19 protein-coding genes are annotated in these 20,948 nt (G+C 45.8%); 10 read left to right on the forward strand and 9 right to left on the reverse strand.

Annotated features, from left to right (window positions below; translation table 11 throughout):
- Positions 1-168 precede the first annotated feature (168 nt).
- Entirely contained in the window at positions 169-804 is a 636-nt protein-coding gene (gene rsmD, locus U4956_RS09020; protein ID WP_323090293.1) for a 16S rRNA (guanine(966)-N(2))-methyltransferase RsmD, read from the reverse strand.
- A gap of 300 nt (positions 805-1,104) precedes the next feature.
- Between rsmD and U4956_RS09025 the strand changes: the two genes are divergently transcribed.
- The 3 genes from U4956_RS09025 (at position 1,105) to proC (ending at position 3,996) form a co-directional block, all read left to right on the forward strand.
- A complete protein-coding gene (locus tag U4956_RS09025; RefSeq protein ID WP_323090294.1) occupies positions 1,105-1,542 on the forward strand; it encodes a hypothetical protein in 438 nt (145 codons plus the stop codon).
- A gap of 360 nt (positions 1,543-1,902) precedes the next feature.
- Positions 1,903-2,832 (forward strand): alpha/beta fold hydrolase, encoded by a 930-nt coding sequence (locus U4956_RS09030; protein WP_323090295.1) that lies wholly within the window; start codon positions 1,903-1,905, stop codon positions 2,830-2,832.
- Between the two features lie 384 nt (positions 2,833-3,216).
- The gene (gene proC / locus U4956_RS09035; protein ID WP_323090296.1) at positions 3,217-3,996 is read left to right on the forward strand and encodes a pyrroline-5-carboxylate reductase; all 780 of its coding nucleotides are present in this window, start codon (positions 3,217-3,219) and stop codon (positions 3,994-3,996) included.
- Between the two features lie 266 nt (positions 3,997-4,262).
- Here proC and U4956_RS09040 read toward each other — a convergent pair whose 3' ends face one another.
- Both U4956_RS09040 and U4956_RS09045 read right to left on the reverse strand, forming a co-directional pair.
- A complete protein-coding gene (locus U4956_RS09040; RefSeq protein WP_323090299.1) occupies positions 4,263-5,054 on the reverse strand; it encodes a hypothetical protein in 792 nt (263 codons plus the stop codon).
- Positions 5,055-5,100: 46 nt separating this feature from the next.
- Positions 5,101-5,343, reverse strand: coding sequence for a hypothetical protein (locus U4956_RS09045; RefSeq protein ID WP_323090300.1), 243 nt, complete (start codon positions 5,341-5,343; stop codon positions 5,101-5,103).
- 83 nt (positions 5,344-5,426) lie between these two features.
- Between U4956_RS09045 and U4956_RS09050 the strand changes: the two genes are divergently transcribed.
- A complete protein-coding gene (locus U4956_RS09050; protein ID WP_323090301.1) occupies positions 5,427-6,173 on the forward strand; it encodes a hypothetical protein in 747 nt (248 codons plus the stop codon).
- A gap of 258 nt (positions 6,174-6,431) precedes the next feature.
- On the opposite strand, the gene U4956_RS09055 is transcribed toward U4956_RS09050, so the two are convergent.
- The 4 genes from U4956_RS09055 to mraZ form a co-directional block, all read right to left on the reverse strand.
- On the reverse strand, positions 6,432-8,822 hold the full coding sequence (locus U4956_RS09055; protein ID WP_323090302.1) for a penicillin-binding protein: 2,391 nt from the start codon (positions 8,820-8,822) through the stop codon (positions 6,432-6,434).
- A 221-nt stretch (positions 8,823-9,043) separates the two neighbouring features.
- Complete coding sequence (locus U4956_RS09060; RefSeq protein WP_323090303.1) at positions 9,044-9,355, reverse strand: hypothetical protein; 312 nt, start codon at positions 9,353-9,355, stop codon at positions 9,044-9,046.
- The gene (rsmH, locus tag U4956_RS09065) at positions 9,333-10,277 is read right to left on the reverse strand and encodes a 16S rRNA (cytosine(1402)-N(4))-methyltransferase RsmH (RefSeq protein WP_323090304.1); all 945 of its coding nucleotides are present in this window, start codon (positions 10,275-10,277) and stop codon (positions 9,333-9,335) included. The genes U4956_RS09060 and rsmH overlap by 23 nt, the downstream gene beginning before the upstream one ends.
- Before the next feature lie 18 nt (positions 10,278-10,295).
- Positions 10,296-10,727 (reverse strand): division/cell wall cluster transcriptional repressor MraZ, encoded by a 432-nt coding sequence (mraZ, locus tag U4956_RS09070; RefSeq protein ID WP_323090305.1) that lies wholly within the window; start codon positions 10,725-10,727, stop codon positions 10,296-10,298.
- A gap of 1,234 nt (positions 10,728-11,961) precedes the next feature.
- Between mraZ and U4956_RS09075 the strand changes: the two genes are divergently transcribed.
- From U4956_RS09075 to U4956_RS09090, 4 genes are all read left to right on the forward strand, one after another.
- Positions 11,962-13,509, forward strand: a complete 1,548-nt coding sequence (locus U4956_RS09075; RefSeq protein ID WP_323090306.1) for a lactate permease LctP family transporter — start codon at positions 11,962-11,964, stop codon at positions 13,507-13,509.
- Positions 13,510-13,658: 149 nt separating this feature from the next.
- Positions 13,659-13,949, forward strand: coding sequence for a hypothetical protein (locus tag U4956_RS09080; protein ID WP_323090307.1), 291 nt, complete (start codon positions 13,659-13,661; stop codon positions 13,947-13,949).
- Between the two features lie 448 nt (positions 13,950-14,397).
- The gene (locus U4956_RS09085) at positions 14,398-15,660 is read left to right on the forward strand and encodes a serpin family protein (protein WP_323090309.1); all 1,263 of its coding nucleotides are present in this window, start codon (positions 14,398-14,400) and stop codon (positions 15,658-15,660) included.
- A gap of 116 nt (positions 15,661-15,776) precedes the next feature.
- A complete protein-coding gene (locus U4956_RS09090) occupies positions 15,777-17,081 on the forward strand; it encodes a serpin family protein (RefSeq protein ID WP_323090310.1) in 1,305 nt (434 codons plus the stop codon).
- Between the two features lie 310 nt (positions 17,082-17,391).
- On the opposite strand, the gene U4956_RS09095 is transcribed toward U4956_RS09090, so the two are convergent.
- On the reverse strand, positions 17,392-17,649 hold the full coding sequence (locus U4956_RS09095; RefSeq protein ID WP_323090311.1) for a hypothetical protein: 258 nt from the start codon (positions 17,647-17,649) through the stop codon (positions 17,392-17,394).
- Between the two features lie 763 nt (positions 17,650-18,412).
- Positions 18,413-18,691, reverse strand: coding sequence for a hypothetical protein (locus tag U4956_RS09100; protein WP_323090312.1), 279 nt, complete (start codon positions 18,689-18,691; stop codon positions 18,413-18,415).
- Between the two features lie 404 nt (positions 18,692-19,095).
- On the opposite strand from U4956_RS09100, the gene U4956_RS09105 reads away from it, so the two are divergent.
- Positions 19,096-19,566 carry an HD domain-containing protein gene (locus U4956_RS09105; RefSeq protein ID WP_323090313.1) on the forward strand — a complete coding sequence of 157 codons (471 nt, stop codon included), beginning with the start codon at positions 19,096-19,098 and terminating at the stop codon, positions 19,564-19,566.
- A 134-nt stretch (positions 19,567-19,700) separates the two neighbouring features.
- A complete protein-coding gene (locus tag U4956_RS09110; protein ID WP_323090316.1) occupies positions 19,701-20,768 on the forward strand; it encodes an Abi family protein in 1,068 nt (355 codons plus the stop codon).
- Positions 20,769-20,948: the final 180 nt, after the last annotated feature.

A 20,948-nucleotide genomic window follows, 5' to 3' on the forward strand; every position in this document is an offset into this window, starting at 1 on the left:
TGGAAAATGAGGGCGTTTATAGTCTTGATCAGTCAGAAATAAAAAAATCTGGCATACACCAGATTCAACGGAAAATTGAGTGATTCAATGTCTTTTTGATCAGCTTGATTTGGCCGAATTGGCAGCAGACAGAATGATGATTGTTTGCGGCAGATCGGAAGGGGAAGATTATGCAGAGGTTTTTTCTGCAGTATTTTCACCAGAAGCGTCTTCAGGATTTCCCTGAGGAGTTTCTTTTGCCTGATCCTCGGCTTTGCGATAGAAGTGGGCAGTAGAAATTCCCCAGGTCTTTTCGCGATATTTGACTAAGTCGCCATAGCGGTCGTTCATTTTCTTTTCTTTGCGGGTGCGGATCACAACTTCGCCATCGGGTTTGAGCAGGGTGGCATCGCCTAAAGCTTCCATGACTGGATGAAAGATTTCATCGACGGTATAGGGCGGATCCAGATAAATCAGATCGAAGGTTTCCTTGTTTCTTTTTAACTGTCTGATCGCATCAAAAACATCCTGCTCCATGACATTGGCATCCCGGCCTTCAAAATGGCAGGCCTTGAGGTTGGAACGGATGACTTTGGCCGCTTCTTTTCCTTTTTCAACCATGACCACATGCTTAGCATGCCGGCTGATCGCCTCTAAGCCCATGGATCCTGAGCCGGAAAACAGGTCCAGAAATGAACTGCCGGGAATTTGAAACTGCCATACATTGAATAAAGCCTGACGAATTTTGTCCGTGACCGGGCGGGTATCTAAACCTTTTGGGGCATCTATGATCTTTCCGCGGGCATCACCTGAGATGATTCTCATATCCTATTTCCTCATTTCTATCCGATGAAAAATCCTTTGATGGATCTGTTCTGATCGTACCATGAACGGGCATAAACAGCCTGTTGAATGCGTAATTGGAATAAGAACGCAAGTGGATTGGAAGTACCATTGAAAATAAGTTGAAAGAATATTGAAAATGGTAGACTTTCTGTTAAAAATGTGAGAAAAAGGAAATAGATACTACAAAACCGCTTACATTTTTTGTAAGCTGAAAAAATCTATAGTACTTGTTTGACTCAGAAACGAGCCTGAAAACCCATGAGCTCTGGAGGTGAAGAGATGAATACCCGTAATTTACAGATCCATCTGGAAAACAGACTTTCTTCGCTTGCCAGTGCCTGCGTGAACCACAATGCGGTTGATGACGGACTGATTTTTGAAATCCTGACCTCGGATAGCCTTAGCGACGAGTCCCGCCTTCATTACATCTGTCAGATTGAATATCGTCTGCCTTCCACCAGCAAAGTGAAACGGAAATCGAATGTAGATCTGAATTCTCTCTACCAGGAAGAGGAAGACGTTCGCTGTGAAAAACAGAAACGCTGGAATGAACTCCACCAGATCGCCGTGGAACTGCGTTTAAACAAGAGTGAGCACAGAGAACAGCCCAGAGAACGCTTCTACAAAATGGTCAGCGTGCTGACTGTTGATTCCAATCAAGCTGCGGGCATGACAAACGACCTTTCAGAATTCCCCCTGAATAGTCTGCAATCCTGAAAAACTTGATCCGGCTTAACCGCCGGGTCTTTTTGTCTTGTTTGTAATGCGAAAATTGGAAGGACCAAATTTGTTTTTATTATACAGACTGGGTTGTTCTGACTCCCGTCATCTGCTTTGGTTTGTGTCCTTTTCAAAGGGGATTTTTACAAAGATTAACCTGATTTTCGCAAATTCAGTTTTGTAAAAGATTTTTTCTTCTCTCTATGCCTCAGATCGAGCGATGTGGCCGGCTTGGTATGAACAGGATCTGGAAATTCGATACAATATAGAGAACAGAACTCGATTCGATTTCGAACCAATACGCAATCGAAACAAAACGTCAAGTTACAGAAACAGGATAAAGGAGGAGTCAAAACGATGGAACGCTATCGAAAAGTCAAATCGCCCGCAGATCAGCTCGTACTCGATGTGGTGGATGTGATCCCAAATGGAGAAGTGAAAGGCATTGTCCAGATTGTCCACGGGATGCAGGAGCATAAGGAAAGATATCTTCCGTTTATGGAATTTCTGGCGAGTCGGGGTTACGCCTGTGTAGCGGGTGATCATCGTGGTCATGGAAAATCAGTGCGCGAAGATGAAGATCTTGGCCATTTTTATGACCAGACCGGAAATGCCATTGTTGAGGATCTTGATGCCATCAACAGTCCTTTGCGTCTTGAATATCCGCATGTCCCCTTTTTTATGATAGGACATTCCATGGGAACGCTGGTGGCCCGCAAGTATCTCAAAGATCATGATAATGAACTGAGCGGACTGATTTTATCGGGACCGGTCTATGAAAATCCGGCTGCAGCAGCCGGGCAGAAACTGATTGATGTTCTTACCCACTATAAAGGGGAAAAATACGTCTCCAAACATGTCGCGAAACTGGTTGATGGCTCTTTTGACAAGAAAGTCAAAGGAACCGGAAAGAATCGCTGGTTATCCGCCAATGAAGAAAACATCAAAGCATTTGATGCGGACCCGCTCTGCGGAAAACCATTTACTCTCAATGGATATCGCAACCTGATGATTCTGGTCCAGGATACCTACAGTAAAGATGGCTGGCATGTCCACAATTCTGGATTACCAATTCTGTTTGCGGGAGGTGAGCAGGATCCGGTCATCGGCAGTCCGGATGAATTTGTCAAGATGCAGGAATTCCTTAAAGAGCGCGGCTACCAGAATGTCCATGGCAAGCTTTATAAAGATATGCGTCATGAAATTCTCAATGAAGTCAACCGTCAGATGGTCTACGAAGATTTCCTGAACTTTTTCAATGAACACAACCCGAAAACCAGACACTAAAGCGCGATGGAGGCGAAAGGGAAGCACCGGATCGGCTGGTTTCTACCTGGCAAGGAACAAGATGAGAAAGTCACGTTGATCTGCGCTCACCATTCCTATTGCAGCAAGATGGCAGAAGCTTCTGGCCGATCTTCTGAATTTTAGAGATGTCAGCTGGCCTCTCGTTTTTGAAGCCTGATTTTTGAAAAAATCAAACGTTTATCGAAAAGTTGATTGAAGCCAGGTCGTTCAGTTCGGATCTTTTTCGATCGATTGTAAGATAAAAACAAATGTATTTACGGCGTAGTGAGCACAGATGGAACCAGATCTTGATTCAAGCTCCCGTCAATAGAATTTTCAGAATCAAAGCCGGAAGAATGGTTTTGTAGAAAGCGAATGAGAACGATGATCAATGTAGGATTTATTGGATTTGGAAAGATGGCGATGGCCATTGTCCAGGGCTGGAAAAAGACCGGACTGCTCAATCAGAAGCTTTGCTGCTTCGCTTATGCGCCGACATGGCCGAAGCTGGAAGCAAACTGTGCGTCTTTGGATTCCACCCCATGCAAAACCCCGCAGGAACTCTGCCAGAAGAGCGATGTGGTGATTCTGGCCTGCAAACCCTATCAGGTAGATGGTGTGCTTGACCAGACTGTCTTTGATCTGGCAGGGAAACTGGTTGTCTGTGTGGCCGCAGGAATTAACTTTGAAAAACTGGATGAAAAACTGCCAGATATCCATCATGTCTCGATCATGCCCAATACGGCCATGGCAGCCGCAGCGGGGATTGTGATTGAAGAGCAGAACAATTCAATGGATGAAAAAGATCGTGAACTTTTTAAAACTCTGTTCAGTCCACTGGCTTTAATTGAGTCGATTGCTTCTAAAGATTTCTCCATTGCAGGAACGATTGCCGGCTGCTCGCCTGCATTTCTGGGTCTCTATGCGGAAGCTTTGGCGGATGCGGGCGTGAAATATGGATTAAGCCGTCCGGTTGCGGCAAGACTGGCAGCCAGAGCTGTTTATGGTGCGGGTGCCATGTTGATTGAAGAAGGCAAGGAGCCTTCTGTCTTCAAAAATGAAATCTGCTCACCTGGTGGAACCACGATCAAAGGCGTTGTGACGCTGGAAAAAGACGGCTTCAGAAAAGCTGTGATTGAAGCCATTGAAGCCATTGAAGGTTAGACTCGAGCCGGTCTCAAGCGGTGAAGGGCAACGTTCAAACGCACAAACTGCCCAGGCTGGATGGCCTCCATTAACAATCTGAAAAACAAAATGGATTTTCCTGACTCTGCATCAGCAGCATGGCGGGAAAATCCATTTTGTTTTCCATTTCTGGCTGTTTCCGGCAGCTTCCTGCGTTTACCGAATAGAAGAATGCGGTCTTGATTTTCAGCCCGATAGTTTCTGAAAGCAGGGAGGACGAATTCTAATGCCTAATGCCTAATGGCCTAATAGTGAAGATCGATCAGTTCGACGCTGTCGTAGGCAGGCAGGGCTATGGATGGCGCATAGACAAAAGTCTTGGCAGAAGAACTGATCGCATTGTAATCATAGATCCCGCCATAGACCACCTGGCCGTCTTTTTTATAGACAACATTGACCTTGCCATCGATGTAGTCCACACCGGGCTGCGGAGTGACCTGAAAGGAGATAACGCCGCTTTGTTCAGGAACACCATCGGTCAGTAAAGTCAGCGTATTGTATTTTTCCGGATATTCGTGACGATAGGCTTTCAGAAGCGTTTCATGGTCAGCAGATTCTGGATTGTTGAGCAGGAAGGCGTAATCATCCAGCCTGTTCCACGCATCGTCATCCCGGTCCAGGGAGATGCTGACTTCACTGATATCATCCAGAACTTCAAAATCAGGAAAAACAGTGGTGATCCAGATCTGCGGGCAGTCAAAACCAATAGCCGAAACGTATTCACTCTGGATGTCCGAGTCAATCTGGCTTTCAACTTCCAGCTCAATCCAGGTACTGTATTCTTTGCCCAGTTCTGTCGGTTTGGTAATAGAGACAGTTGCCAGCAAGTTGTCATCAACCATGGAAAGCGGAAGAAGTTCATATTCAAGGGCCTGATCGCTTTCAGCGACTGCTACCGTTTCAGAATAGCCAACATAGCTGTCTTGTCTGGCAATCGAATAGATACTGCTGCCCATAGAGAGCACGCAAGCCAGGGCGGCCGCCAGTAAAACGGGCGCCGGCCGGAAGTAAGTCTGGTATTTTCTGGAAGAAGCCAAACGTGGATTTGTCTCTGTCGTCTGAAAAGCGTTCTGCTTTGTTTGCTCATGTTGAGAAGCTGTTTTCTTTTGCGGTGGTTTGGGGATCTGGAATTGTCTGTTTGTTTTCATACATATTCTTTTTCAAAAGCGGACTTTTGATTGTCCTTTCTGCTTGCGGCGGACGATTTCTCCTTCTTATACGGCTGTTTTTCAGCCTGGAAAAGACAAAGGAATCGATAAGGAGATCCAGGGCAGTTATGAAGTCCGTCGCTAATCTGCTAAGATTATAGCAAATCTGTTTTTTCATCTGTCTTACCTTCAAAAATGTACTGGAAGCTGTAAGAAAAGATGAAATGTCATCATTGATCGAAAGAGAGGGAAACAATCTCTATGTCTCGACGAAAACAGAATCCGTTTAACTTTCAATACCCTTACCAGATGGGCCGGATCAAGGCGGCTTTATATCTGTGCGCCTTTGTGATCACCGGCTGTTTTTCCTTTCTTTTTCTGGTTGCAGCCGAAAATGCGTTTGCGACGATGTGCGGGGTGGCCGGCATTGTGTTCAGCCTGTATGGCCTGATCAAAATGATTCTGACTTTTCCTGATCGCTCCAGACAGCGTGCTTCAAAGTCACCTTTTCTGTATCCAGAGATCAAAAAGGAAGAGCAGACAGAAAAAGAAACCAGACTGCCTTCTTTGCCAAAGAAGAAAACAGCTCCGGAATACCAGGCCCTGCTCAACCGGCTGGAAAATAACCTGGAAGGCGTGCAAAGCCGCAGCATTGCCGTCTCTACATTGATTGACGAGTATTTTGAAGGATCTGTCATCTCTTCCAGCCGCTATAAAGACGTCATGAAAAGTGCCGTTGATGTGCTGGAAACCAACTATAAAAATGCCTGTCAGGCTGTTGAACTGTTTGGAGCCAGCGCCCCAACGAAAGCCAGAATCCAGATTTTGCAGAACTATGTGGATGATTCCGAAGATGTCGTCAGCAGTTTTGACGTAGTTGTCAATGAGTTAGTCCGCCTCAAACAGTCCAGTACGATTGAAAAAGGCGATCTGCTCGATCAAAGTCTCGACGAACTGGCAGCAACAACCGCTTATTACGCTCATAAGAAAAACAACCCCGGCCAATAGCCGGAAAGCTGAGTCTGCACGAATATGGCCAGGGCAGATTTTCAGAAGTTTTCTCTTGGTGTTTTGGATAGACTTGCAAACACAGGATTCCTCTTTGGCTTTTTGAACATCGTAAACCTGCAAAAAATGGTGCCCTGCCAGTCATTGGCAAGAGCACCATTTTTTGTCTGCCTGAAAGAAACAGACCGGTTTGTTGATCAATCTGGTCGACAGGGACAGCAGAGAGTTCGTCAACAAAGACAGCACAAGGAAGCAAGGTCACTCCAGCTTCACTTCAATGACCGTATCATCCTGCAGCGGGGTCTGGGCTTCAATACTTTGCCAGTTGACCCGGCCATAGCCATCCGCACTGATCGCAATGCCGGTTAACTGCCAGAAGGCTGTGATGTCCTTGCGCGTCCAGCCGATCATGTCGGGCATTTTCCGCTCTGGACCATTGGTCAGCAGCAGAACATTGTCATTGGAGTTGATCGTTGTGCCCGGATCCGGAAACTGGCTGACAATGGTATCGCCATTGCCGATCACAACCGTATTGACGGACTTATCGGACAGACTCTGGGTCGCATAGTCGAGCGAATGAGAAACCAAAGAAGGCATCTGAGCAGTTGTCCATTCCTGATGGGGTTCTGTGACACTCTGATCCGTTCCGGTGTTCACGTTCTGGGCTTTCAGGGCAGCTGACATGATGTTTTTAAAGGGGTCAGCGGAATAAGACAGATAGTCCGGTCCCTGCATGCCATAACAAACCAGAACTTTCGGATCATCGGCTGGCGCAGCAGCCAGAACTGTTGAGGTGTAGTTGGTTTTGTCATACGTTCCGGTCGCTTCATTATAAATTTCACCGGTACCGGTTTTCAGAGCCATATCGACACCATCAATCCGGAACCGCTCACCGGTCATGCCATCGTCCATGACGTGCCGCATCAGATCGATGGTCTGATGCGCAGTGTCGGCTTTAATTGGAGTTCCGACGGGTTCTGGATTGAATTTCTGAATGGTCTCATTGGTTAATGGGTCAATGATGGAGTCCACGACGTAGGGTTTCATCATGATGCCGTCATTGAAGATTGCGGTATAGGCTTTGCACAGTTCCAGAATGGTCATGGAAGAAGCCTGACCGAATCCGGAAGACAGATAGTCCGTTGCGGTATTGTTGTTGCTTACCCCAGTGACTTCATTGAGAAACGGAATATCTGTTGCCTCAAACAATTCAAAGGCGTCCAGGTATCGTTGGACGGTATCTTTGGTCAGATAGTTGGACAGCAGTTCACAAAGCGCAATGTTAGAGGAATGCGCCAGGCCATCCGCATACGTCAGGGTTCCATAGTCAGTGCCAAGGGCATCCATGATCACAGGGTATTCAGTCGGGGTGTCGGCGCTGACACGGGTGATCTTGCCAGTATATTCGTCGACGACATAGTGGAATTCTCCGGCTCGATAGTATTCGTTATACGGGTACACCCCGGCATCAATGGCCATAGCATAGTAGATCGGTTTGATGACCGAACCAGGCTCGAGGGAGCTTTCGGAGATCTTGTCGGTATAAGACGGAATCACCAGGTGGGTGTTCTGGTCAAAGGTTGGATAGGATCCCCAGCCAAGAATTTTGCCGGTTTCCGGATCCATGACCAGACACCAGGCGGCAGTGGCTTTGGATTGTTCCATGGTCTGCCTGAGGTTGTCTTCGATAGTCTGCTGCAAAGAAGAGTCGATGGTCAGTTTGACATTTTCGCCATTGGAGGCTTCCTGAAGTACCTGTTTGCTTCCCGGCAGTTCCTGGTTGAGTTTTGTTGCCCGGTACTGTTCCAGCCCGTCTTCACCACCCAGATAGGATTCCATGGCTTTTTCCAGACCCGATTTGCCCGTGATCCGTCCAGACTCATCAGAGTAGGCCGCAAAGCCGATCATATTGGATGAGAATGGAGTGATTGGATATTCACGTTTGACGGTTTCCACAAAGGAAAGACCTGGAATATTCATCGCTTCGAGTTTTTCTTTTTCATCTTTGCTGATGCGTTTGGTTCCAGTCCCCAGCTCAATCTGGGCTTTTCCGTTGGCCTGGCCATCTTCAAGCAGCTGGAGAAGTTCGTCTTCATCGACCATGTCGCCTAAAACGGTTTTGATGGCAGCTGCCGCCTGAGCGGGATTTTCGATGTAATCATCGACATTCTGTTCATCAGCAACTTTCAGTGCGGCTTCAACCTGGGAAGTCCGGCCGTCTTCTTTGGCCTGTTCGAGAACATTCTGGCGCTGATAAGCGCGCAGCTGTTCATCTTCCTTCTTTTCTTCTTCGGTACGAGTATCAAAGTTGGCTGTGATGGTGTAGGCGATCGTCTGGCGGGCGATTGGCTGATTGGAGCGGTCAAGAATTTCTCCACGGACGCCGGCAATCGTGCGATATTGCACCGAGTCACGAATCAGGGAATTGAGGGCAGAATTGCCAGACCACAGATGCTTCTGGCTGACCATGGTGTAGAGAATCGTGCTGACGGCTAAAGCCATACACAGAACAAACGAAAAGCCGATGACCAGAATATGTCGGTTGGCGGCCTTATCATCTGGCTTCTTTTTCGAACGACGACTTGCCTTTAAAGCCCTGGGGGAAGATTGGCTTGGGCGGGCAGATCGGGATGTTTTTTTTCTTGGCATAAATTCCTCCTTTCTGATCCGGTTCCGGGAACTCTTCCCAGAAGGATCCATTGATGTATTCAAGTATTCCAGCGAAAAGTTAGTCTGCAATTAAAAACAGAAAACTTTAATGTATGTTTGTTAAAAAAACAATCTTAATTACTTTACTAGAAAAAGGAACAAGAAAAAAGAGCAGAATAAGGACCATTCTGTAAGGAAGGACATTTCTGCTCTTGAAGTTTCTATTGGTTTTCGCCGTAGTAGTAGACCCGGTTGGCATCTTCGCTGACCTGGCCTTCAAGCATACCGAGAACCCGGCTTTTTTCTTCAAGCTGGGCGATATCGCTTTTGAGCTGTTCAATCGCTGTAGAGCGCTGAGAAATTTCGTCGGTCAGTTCTTTGTTGCTTACGGATAAATCATTGGCGTAGGAATTCAGAATCAGCCTGGTCGCACAAAAAAACAGGGCACACAGCACAAACACACTGGTCAGGATCTTACCGGTTTTTGTCAGGTGGCTGTTTTTTCTGGATTCACTTCTTTTCGTCTTCTTCATCGGTCCGTTCAACTCCCCTTAATTTTGCGCTGTGCGCTCTGGAGTTTGCCTCCAGTTCTGCTGGCGAAGCCGTGACTGGCTTGCGGTTGACCAGCCGGTAATTCAAAGTTTCATTCACTGCCACCGGCATCCGGCGATTGACTTTTTTCGGTAAGGCCCGATTGGCAAATGCCTGCTTGACAATTCGATCTTCCAGCGAATGGAAGGTAATGACGGCCATGCGGCCGCCTGGTTTGAGCCGGTCGAGTCCCTGTTCAAGGGTGGCAGTCAGCTGTGGAAGCTCTTTATTGACCTCCATGCGCAAAGCCTGGAAGGTCTGTTTGGCTGGATGACCTTTTTTGCGCAGAACAGCAGCTGGCAGGGCAGATTTGATGAGATCCACCAGTTCGAATGTGGTCTCAATGGGCTTTTCTTCGCGGGCTTTGACAATGGCCGAAGCAATGCGGCCGGCATTGGGTTCCTCGCCATATTCACGCAGAACGCGCAGCAGTTCTTCTTTCGGATAGGTGTTGACAATCTTCTGCGCATCCAGATCCTGACTTTGATCCATGCGCATATCCAGCCTTGCATCATAGCGATACGAAAAGCCTCGCTTTGGATCATCAAACTGGGGAGAAGAAACGCCCAGATCCATCAGGATGCCATCGACCTGGCCGACGCCCAGCTCATCGAGTTTTGCATTGAATTCTTCAAATGGAGCATGAATCAGTGTGAAGTTGCTGCCAATTGCTTCCAGTCTTTTTCGGCTCTCGTCAATCGCGCTCTGATCGAGATCGAATGCATACAGGTGGCCATGAGGGATGCGCTTGAGAATTTCACTCGAGTGGCCGCCGCGTCCTAATGTGCAGTCGACATAAATGCCATCCGGCTTGATCTTTAGCATGTCAATTGCTTCATCCAGTAATACGCTGATATGTTCCATAGTTTTAGCCTCCATGACTTAGTCGAGAAGGGTGGTCAGGTTTTCCGCAACCTTCTCGTAGGAAGGAAGCATTTCTTCTTGCAGAGCAAGCCATCTTTCTTTGGACCAGATTTCAACCCGATTGGCCACACCGATGATGTAACACTCTTTTTCAAGAGCGGCTTCCTTGACCAGTGATCCCGGAATGAGGATTCGTCCCTGGCCGTCCGGTTCTACCTCAGTCGCTTTGGCCATAAAAAAGCGCATAAACATACGGGCATCCGGGTTTGTCATTGGCAGGGAAGAGTATTTTTTGTAGAGGCTGGTCCACTCTTCGAGTGGATAAACGGTGAGGCAGCCATCCATACCCCGGGTAATGTACACACGTTCACCGAGTTCTTCGCGGAATTTCGCAGGCATAATCAGCCGCCCCTTACGGTCGATATTGTGCGTGTATTCGCCCATGAACATGTGTCATCACCTCCCCACTTTGTGACACATTTACCTACTTTGTAGGTGCATTATACCCCTGAAACCCCCTTTCCTCAATTCAAATTCCGAAAAGGTTTAGAACTGTCAGAATGAATGTCAAAAAATAAACACCGAAAAAACACTTTAAGTAAAACCGAAATAAGTTGGTCATTTCGAGAATGCAAGGAAAGTGGGGGAAAGGGGCGGCAAAAACCACCCTTTGTGCTCTTTTTTGGCGAATGTTATCCAAATTGGCCCCAAATGAGCACCAAAAAGGGTTTGGGTGGGGCGTTGTGCCAGAGGTTTAAAGACTGAAAATGTTCAATTTTCAGACATACATGGCGAATCTGTAAGAAATAAGAAACGGATGGTGAAGAACTATGAAGAATAGCGAAGAAATGAAGTCTGGCCGGGGCAAAAAGTGGTGAGCCACAGGGGCGGAAGCTGGTCATGAGAGTGACGAGCCACAATCTACCACCAAAATAGACACCACTTTGTGACACGAAAGGCAGAATTTTTCGGACTGAATGGCGGCCAGACTGCTTTTTAGAGTCCTGCATCGTGTCTGCAAAGGAAAAAGGAGCCACTTTCCACCACCAGATTCATTGCTTTTCCAGGACTGGGCCAGTCCATCCACTTTCTGCCACGAATTTCCTCTCTTCTTGCGCTCCAATTGCGCTTTCAAAAACACCCACTCTGTACCACGGGATCCTTTGCTTCCAGAGTGCGGCTAAGATCCACTTCGCTCCACCTCTTTTGCAAACTTACAAAGATTTGGCAGATATTTCCTTCCACCATCAAAAAAAGAAGACTCGGATTCTTTCTGATTTCTGTCAAAGACTTTTTGAAGACTGGATTTGGTGCAGGCCAGAGTGCAGCAGAAAATGAAGACGGGAAATGATTCCAGTAAAGAGAAAAAACGGTCATATAAAGAGAAAAAGCTGTCATTAATCTGTAAGACAAATACTGTCAGCACGGGAGATAATAAAAGAAATGAAAGGCCTTAGGATAGAAAAGCAGAAAGGGGAAGGTAAATTGCGGTCAAAAAATTTGACGGGACAGGTCTTTCGTTGACCAGTCAAAGATAAATCAGGTCTTTAAAAAGTGGGAACTGAACGACAATGTCAGGAAAAATTAAAAAGAAAGAGTTCGCAGAAATTATGTGAATTGTGTTTCAGAAATTACTTAAAAAATTCAAAGCGCGCCCTATAATAAAGGCAAATGGAGAGTATGTATGAACTTTGTTAGCTTGATTCTCGCGCTGTGTCCGATCATTTTGCTGATCATTATTATGATGGTGTTCAAAAGACCGGCATGGCAGGCGGCCATTGGAGCTGCCATCCTTGCAGCAATTGAAGCTCTGCTGTACTGGAAAACGCCGGCCAGTGTGGTCGGCATGGCTGCCATTGAAGGTGCAACCATGGCATTATGGCCGATTGTCGTGGTCATTATTGCTGCTGTCTTTACGTATAATCTGGTCTGCTCGACTGGCGGCATGGACGTCATCAAAACCATGCTGACGAGCGTATCGCCAGATAAACGGGTCCTTGTCTTACTGGTGGCCTGGTGCTTTGGCGGGTTTATGGAGGGAATGGCCGGATTTGGCACGGCGATTGCAATTCCAGCCGGTATGATGATGGCCATGGGATTTGATCCCTTGTTTTCCTGCCTGATCTGTCTTTTGTCCAACGGATTTCCGACGCCCTGGGGATCAATTGGTATTCCAACGGTTACCGTTGCTTCCTTATTGAATATGCCGGGAACAACAGCGCTTTCGACCATGCAGGTCATTCAGGTGGCTGTTTTCTTTATCGCAATTCCTTTTCTTCTGGTCGTGCTGACTGGTAAGGGAGTGAAAGCTTTAAAAGGCATGACCGGTGTCTGCCTGGGAGCTGGTCTTGGCTTCGTGCTTCCCATGCTTGTTGTGTCTGCTTTTGTAGGGGCTGAACTGGTTGTTGTTATCGGTTCGGTTTTCTCTTTGGCCATTACAGTTCTTTTAGGAAAACGAGTGAAACCGGATCCTGAATATCTGATGAGTGCCAAAGAGGAAAAAGAGGAAGAAAAAGCGGCAGCCAAGATCACGCTCAAAGATGCGCTGGTTGCCTGTGCACCATTCCTGTTTATCTTTGTCTTCCTGCTTGGTTCCTCCAAACTGGTTCCACCCGTCAACAGTTTCTTATCGCAGTTTTCAACAACGGTTTATTTTGTCAATGAAAACAGCGCAACGACCTTTGCCTGGATCAATACGCCAGGCGTATGGATTTTCCTGTCAGCTATTCTGGGTGCCCTCATCCAGAAAGCCAGCTTTAAACAGTTCACTTCTGTTTTCAAGGCGACTCTTAAGCAGATGACAGGATCGATCATCGTCATGGTTTCCGTTTTGATGGCGGCCAAGATCATGATCTACTCTGGCATGATTTCTGATATTGCCAAGTTTGCGATTGCAGCAATGGGCGGCATGTATCCGATTATTGCCCCATGGCTTGGCGCTCTTGGTGCTTTTGTAACGGGAAGTGGAACGTCTTCGGGTGTTCTGTTTGGCAAGGTTCAGGCCGATGCCGCGGCAGCTTTAAATATGAATGAATACTGGGTTGTTGGTCTGAATGCCTTAGGCATCGGCGTTGGTAAAATGCTTTCGCCACAGTCCATTGCGATTGGTCTTTCGGCAGTCGGCGGTCTGAAAGAAGACTCCAAACTGCTCAAGATGGCTCTGCCTTATGGAGCAGCCTTCATTGTGATCTGCTCGATCATTGCCGGACTTGGTATTGTATTTGTGCATTAAGTCAATGGTCAGACACGAGAATTGGTTTTAATCCCAATAGACAATGGGAACGAATTAACCGTTCGTTGTTGTGGGTGTTGCAGTGCGAACTTCGTACAATAAATTCATACGATTCTGTCTGGGATATCCAGCCTTGAGGAGGAATTTCTATGAAGTACGATTTCAGCAAGCCTTTAACCGATGACCAGCTCGAAGTAGTTAGATGGGTTCAGGAAAATGGTGATGACGTGACCAAAGCCAGCGAACATTTTGATCTGGATCCAGCTGATATTTTCAAATGGACGATTCAGGATTACGAATTGACACGGGAGCCATTGATGAAAGAGGGCACACAGAACATGACAGAAGAACTGTTAGCGCAGATCAATACGCTCTATGAACATGAAGTCAACCTGAACAAGATCTGGGAAGATTTCCAGAAGGCTCAGTTTCTGAATTAAAATTGAATTCTTATCGAAAGCTGCTCTTCGGGGCAGCTTTTTTCATGGGGAAAACGGGGAAGATACCCGAAAAGAGAATGGAACAAGCCATAGCTGCATCACAGAGCTGAAAAATAAAGCCAGAAAACAGAGCTTTAAAGATAGAACCGGTGCTGAAAGAGACAGGATCGGCATCCAGAAAAATCCCTTCAGAAATCCAGACTGAATGTTAAGAAAACGTTTCTTGTTTCTTTACGGGGAACTCTGATTTGGATTGGTACAATTTTGATATCTGAGTGTTTCTTTACTCGTGTTTGTGTTCTTGAGCGGTTCTGGAAAAAACAGAAGCCAAACCAGGCTGGAACTTTCATCCAGCCAGACGATGAACATTCCAGAACTGAATCACCAGCAGACTCTGCATCGACCAGAAACAAACAGAGTTCACCAGCAAGAAGGAGGCTGAACCGTAATGAAAAATCTGAAGAAACCGATCTGTACCGTGCTTTGCGGGGCGATGTTGTGCGGGTGCGCCGGCGGCTCGGATCGTCAATCCTCCACTGCCTCATCCCAGACTTCCACTCAAAACTCCCAAGTCAGCGTAGTGAGGGCTGGCGATGAAGAATTAAACCGCCTGTATTCTTTTTCCTGGGATCTGTTCAGCCAGGTCCGCCAGGAAAAAGAAGGCCAGCTTGTCAGTCCGCTTTCGGCTTTATTTGCGCTTGGCATGACGGCCAACGGAGCCAAAGGAGAAACGAAAGACCAGATGGAAAAGGCCCTGAACCTTTCCGTTGATCAGATCAATGCGCTCAGCCGGGCTGCCCTCGACTCCGCCAGCGCTGACCAGACCCGGACTCTGGAAATTGCCAATTCGATCTGGCTCAATCAGAACAAAGCCGACTCGTTTGTCGACTCCTATGGCACCCTGCTTGACCAGGATTACGACGCACAGTCTTTTCAATTTGATGCTGCGAATGATCCACAAAAAGAGATCGATCAATGGATTAGTGAGAAGACACATGGCCTGATTGATCAGATCCCCGCTGAACTGTCTTCAGCAACGGCTCTGGTTCTGGTCAATGCTTTGGCTTTTGATTCTGCCTGGGCCAAGGCCTATGAAGACAACCAGATTGTCCGTGCGCCTTTCCACAATGTCGATGGAACCGAAACCCAGGTCGAAATGTTGACGAGTGAAGAAGAAGATCTGGTGATGGCTGAAGGACTTAAGGGTTTTATCAAACCCTACGAAGGCCATCGCTATGGTCTTGCGATCATGATTCCGGAAGATGAGAATCATTCCCTCGATGAAGTGCTGGCCAGTGTGGATGGAACTAAACTTCTCAATGCCCTGCGCACGCCCCAGCCAGCGACCATTCATGCCTCCTTTCCGGAATATGAATTTTCCAGCGAAATGGTGCTCAATGACACACTGAAAGCCATGGGAATGGAACTGCCTTTTGAAGACGGTGCTGATTTTTCCGGCATGATCGAAGGCGGAAACATTGCGATCAGTGAAGTGATCCAGAAAGCCAGAATTGAAGTGAGTCGTACGGGAACCAAAGCGGCCGCCGCAACGGAAGTGGTCATGAATGAAACGGCTGCTCTGGTGACAGAAGATGAAGTGGATGTGGTCTGTGACCGACCGTTCCTCTATATTCTGATGGATCTTGAGACCGCCACCCCGGTATTTATGGGAACAGTTCAGTCCATGGAGAATAACCAGCCAGACCAGTAAGGAGAGCTGCACTCCGGACGATCTATTCCAGGATTTCAGATCAATCCAGACCGAAAAATAAGAAATCAAGGAAATCTTTGATCCTAAGATTTGATCTTTAGAAAGGAAAGATACGCATGATGCATACCACGAAAAAATCAATGGCTGCTCTGCTTTGCGCAGCAATGGCAGCCGGCTGTTCCAGTCAGGCAGCCAACCCTTCGCAAAGCGCCAGCACCCGCTCTTTGCAAAGCCAGGCTCCAGCCGAAAGTGAAGCGTCCAGCACGCAGTCGTCACAGGTGGTTACAACGCCCGCTTCTAACGTGAATGCCATTACGGAACTCGATCATCTGTTCGCTTTCTCGTGGGATTTATTTAACAATACACGGGACGAAAACGACAATTCCATCCTGTCGCCATTCTCCGCCTGGATGGCTCTGGGCATGATGGCCAATGGCACCGGCGGAGAGACCCGTAAGCAGATGGAAGATGTATTTGGATTGAGCATTGAGCAGATCAATGGTCTGGCCAGCAGTGCCCTAAAGGCCACGAGTGCCGATGAGGCACATACCCTTCGTCTGGCCGATTCTGTGTGGATTCGGGCTTCTGAATCCGATTCGATTCTGGATTCGTACAAAAACCTGTTAGCTGCGGACTATCAGGCTGAATCCTTTGAAACTGATTTTGATGACTCGACCAAACAGCAGATCAACGACTGGGTTCGTGAACATACAGACGGCCTGATCGATCAGATGCCGGTTGATCTTTCACCAACCACGATGATGATTTTACTCAATGCTTTGAGCTTTGATTCTGCCTGGCAAAATGAATATGAAGACGATCAGATTGTTGAAGAAATATTCCACAACCAGAATGGCAGTGAAGCTTCGGTGCAGATGATGAAAAGCGATGAAACGCAATACATCTCTTCGCAGGGCCTGCATGGATTTACGAAACTGTATAAGGGCTACCACTATGGCTTGACGGTTCTGATCCCAGAAGGGGACCAGAGTCTCGATGAAGTCCTGCACAAGGTTGAGGGCGTCAAATTGCTGCAGGATCTTAAAAATCCGACTTACAGTATTGTTCATGCAAGCTTTCCGGAATTTACCCTGAGCAGTGAGCAAGGACTCATCAAACCATTACAGAAAATGGGGCTGAGTCTGCCGTTTGGCGATGATGCTGATTTTTCCAATCTGAGCCAGGAAACTGGACTTCATGTCAGTGAGATCAAACAGAAAGCCAAAATCGAAGTCAGCCGCACGGGAACCAAAGCCGCTGCTGCCACGGATGTTGGAATTGCCGGGGCTGCGCTGACGGAAGAAGAATATACCATCACCTGTGATCAGCCGTTCCTGTATATCCTCAGTGAGATTGAAACTGGAACACCAATTTTTATCGGAACCGTCGAAAATATCTCCGATGAAGTGACCGAGTCGTAAAAGAGGAAAAAACCACAGACAAGCGGAAGAAAACGGCTGGCGATCCGCCAGAACGATGAATCAATCAGGACGCTGCTTTCCAGGGCCGGAAGGTCACCAAGAAGCAGCGTCCTTTTTACAGTCTGGCCCAGGCAAAGAAAAAAGCGAAAAATCCATTCTCGGATCTTTCGCTGAATTCTCAATATCGTGAATAAAAATCAAAATTCTATATCCCGAAAGGCTGCATACAAAACCATGCAGTCTGCCGGAGTCAGATCGACCAGAGCAAAGCTGGTCACAGATGGATTCAGTGTCCTGAAGCAGTATCAGACTAAGCGTCGTGCTCAGTGTAATCCACGTCAATTACATTCGGTAAAGATTTCTTTTCCTGGTACTGGGACTTGCTGGATCCAGAAGAGCCGGCACTATTCAGATCATTTGCAGAAAATGTTCTGGTATAGACTTTTACAGTGGGTCTCTGGAACATGAAGAGCAGGGGCACCGCAAGAATTAAAACAGGAAACATAAAGCTCAGGAACGGAAGTAAGAACACACATCCAATCAAAAGCAGCATTGCAATCATCCACATGGTCAGTCCTCCTTAATAAGCGGCCTTCTTTTTAATTTTTCATCTGCCGCGTCGTGACTATAAGTTAGCACGATTGGTTCGTACGAATACAGTAAGATTGTGTGAGATTCACTAAAAGCATAAATTGTGCTCTTTTCCAAGGGTAAGACACTTAAAAGAAGATGAAAGGGTCAACAAAATCGTTAAAAAGCCATAATTTTGACTGCTTTTTTAACTCCCTGCTTTATGTGTACAAAATGTGTGGCTGCAAATCATGGACAAACGTTCATGAATACAAGACGGAATTCAGGGTAACCGATTTGAATGTTAATCGAAAAAAGAACAGAAAAAATATTCTTAACGAAATGGCTGCAAACCAAAAAACGCCAGAATCTGGAAGGAAATCCTCTTTAAAAGACCGATCAGAAAAGAGGAACGAACACTTTTGAGACGTTACCTTCCTGCAGCAGTTATTTTGCCTGAGTGCCAGAAGATCTGGCAATTCTTATCCTCGAAAGAGAGTAGATGGATCTGAAAAACGCTATCTTCAGGTGAAAATATGGCAGGAATTGCATTGTTTATGGCAGTATATTGAATTTGATCGGTACAATATGGAAAAGAGACCGATTTTTCTTTCCGATGGTTCGACCTGCTCTTCTGGATGTCACTTTTCTGTCCTTTCTTCCATCCACTCCTCCGTCCTTCTGTTTATTAATGGGCTGGAAGGACCGCAGGTGAGAAGACAAAGAAAAAGCCGACTGAATCAGTCAGCTTGCGTGGAAGGTTACCAGAGTTCGGTTTCCAGAACGTGAAGGTTATAGACATAGCGAATCTGTTCTTCCAGCCATCCGTGGGCAATCCAGCCCAGATCGCCCTGCTGAAGAACAATTTCGTCTCGCTGGTCTAAAGAACCTAAATAAATATCATAGCCGCGAAAATTTCCAACATAATCCATTTTCAGGTAGGGACGGCCATCGTAAGGTTCCTGCTCATCGACGATTGTCCGATAAACCATCAGTACTTCTGTTTCCGAATAGGTAAAATCATCGTCAAAGGTTGTCATAACTAAAGGTTATCATGAAATTTCCATCAGGCCATCTCCTTACCTCAAAAAGTAAGAAGACTGAAACGCTGACCTGCTTGTGTATATGTCAAATATATTTTCCAATTATAAGTCTAAATTATTTTGCAGTTTTTCCTTCATAGACCAGGGAAGGGGGATCGGTTTTTGTCCAGCTTATCCTTCTTTCTGGCAAAAATGAGAAATACGTCTGGGCAATTGCTGGCTGCTTAGATAAGATCAGAGTGATCCAGAAAAAACAGGTTTGTTGCCTGTCCAGATTGATGGAAATCCATTGATCTCAGATGGAAATTCGCATAGGGGCATTGCCCGCATCGGAGATATTTATTGGCCACAATTCAACAGGAAGAGCAGAGTCTGGACGAGTAAAGATGGAGGAAACATCAATGAGCAATTTTGAACGCTATGAGAAAATCCATGATCTGGTCATGAAGGAATTCGGAAACATTTATAACAAAAATCTCTATACCTATGCCGTGGCCCACACCTCGATGGTGGATGCCTATATCACCTTGATTGCCCGCAGCCGCGGGCTCGATGTTGAGCTGGCCAAGGTGTGTGCTGTGCTTCATGACTACTTCAAGTTCACGCGGAATATGGCCTATGAGCATGCATTGCGCGGAGCCAGTGCAGCGAAAAAAATGCTGGATGAAAGCGGCCTGTTTACCCGGACGGAAACTGAAACGATCACCCATGCGATTGCTGAACACTCCAATAAAGAGCGGACGGGCGAAATGATGGATGAAGCTCTCAAAGATGCTGATGTACTGGCTTCCTGGGCAGAAAATCCCGCAAAAAGCCTTTCTGCCACAAGAGAAGCCCGTCTGGAACTTCTCAAAGAGGAACTGAATTTTTAGTCCAGGCCAGGCAGGATAAAAAATTCAGCGGGCTTTTGACGAAAAGAGATCGTTTCATTGGTCAGTATAGGATAAAGAAATCCGAAGCGCTAAATGAAGCTTGAGGAATAGATTGGTAATAAAAGGAAATTTTGATGATGAGGTCAAATAATTATAAAAAATACCGAGATGTTGAAGATCAAATTAAATATCTCGAAATACATAAAAAAATCATTGTTGAAGATGATAATAAGAAACTATTCTTGGAGAGGAATTATATAGAATTAATAAATCCATATAAAGAATTGATTTACCAAGGAAAAACTGCGACAGGTAAACATATTTACAAAGAAGATGTTTATTTCTCATCTATAAAATCTCTTGTCGAAATTGATGACTGGATTTGTCAAAATCTATTTATTCTTATAAGAAGGTTTGAAAAGCGTTTTAGAAATACGATTACACTCATTCTTTCAGACAAGTATTCTCAACCTGGAAAATACTGTAGTAATTATGGAATAACCTATATCGATGACATTCAGGATGTGATAAAAGAAGGCGATAAAGACTATTCCGAGTCTGTAATAGCTCCTAATATTAATGTTACTCTTTCAAAAGAAGGGAAATTTATTTCTGATAATCCAAATAGAATTATAAGTAAAGCCGATCTATTGGCAAAAATCAAAATAATTGGAACTTGCAAAGATCAGAGAGATTATAAAACCAATGGCCCTATCAATAATGCAATTTTATCTCAAAAAACAGCTCCTTTTTGGCTGGTAACTTCAGCATTAAATTTTGGGGACTTACAAAGGCTTTTTGAGTTACAAGATTCTAAGACAATGAAGAAAATCTATAGACAGACTTTGGATATCAATGACGATGTTGAAGTTAGTAATAAAGATATATTTAAATTTTTAGGCAAGATTGAAACTGTGCGTAAGATGAGAAATACAGTAAACCATTACTTGCCGATTTTCCCTCTTCTATTAGATCAAATCCCTAAAAAAGTCCAAGAATCACAGATTTTGGCAACTATAAAAATGCTAAAGAGTATTAAGGATTCATCATTGATGAAAACAGATTCAGAGAATTTAGACTATCTTGCCTTTATAGGATCGCTAGAAGACAACACTTTCGGGATTAAAATCACTAATTATAATAAGAAGAAGTTTGAAATGGTAAAGGCAGTAGTCGATCTTATTATTCAAACAAAAGAATAATAAAAGGCGGACCCAAAATAATGAGATCCGCCAGTTTGAGGGCCTTGCCCTCCGTCGTTAAATATAGTTTACTGTTTTCGATCAACTGTTGTCAACATTTGCCTGAAATTGTTTGTAGATGCACGGGTAAATCCGTTACTGTTCACACCCTAATGCAATTGAGCGGCATATTTCTATGAA

Origin of the sequence: Allobaculum sp. JKK-2023 (assembly GCF_034745455.1) — a bacterium.
In the GTDB taxonomy this organism is placed as follows: Bacteria; Bacillota_I; Bacilli_A; order Erysipelotrichales; family Erysipelotrichaceae; genus Allobaculum.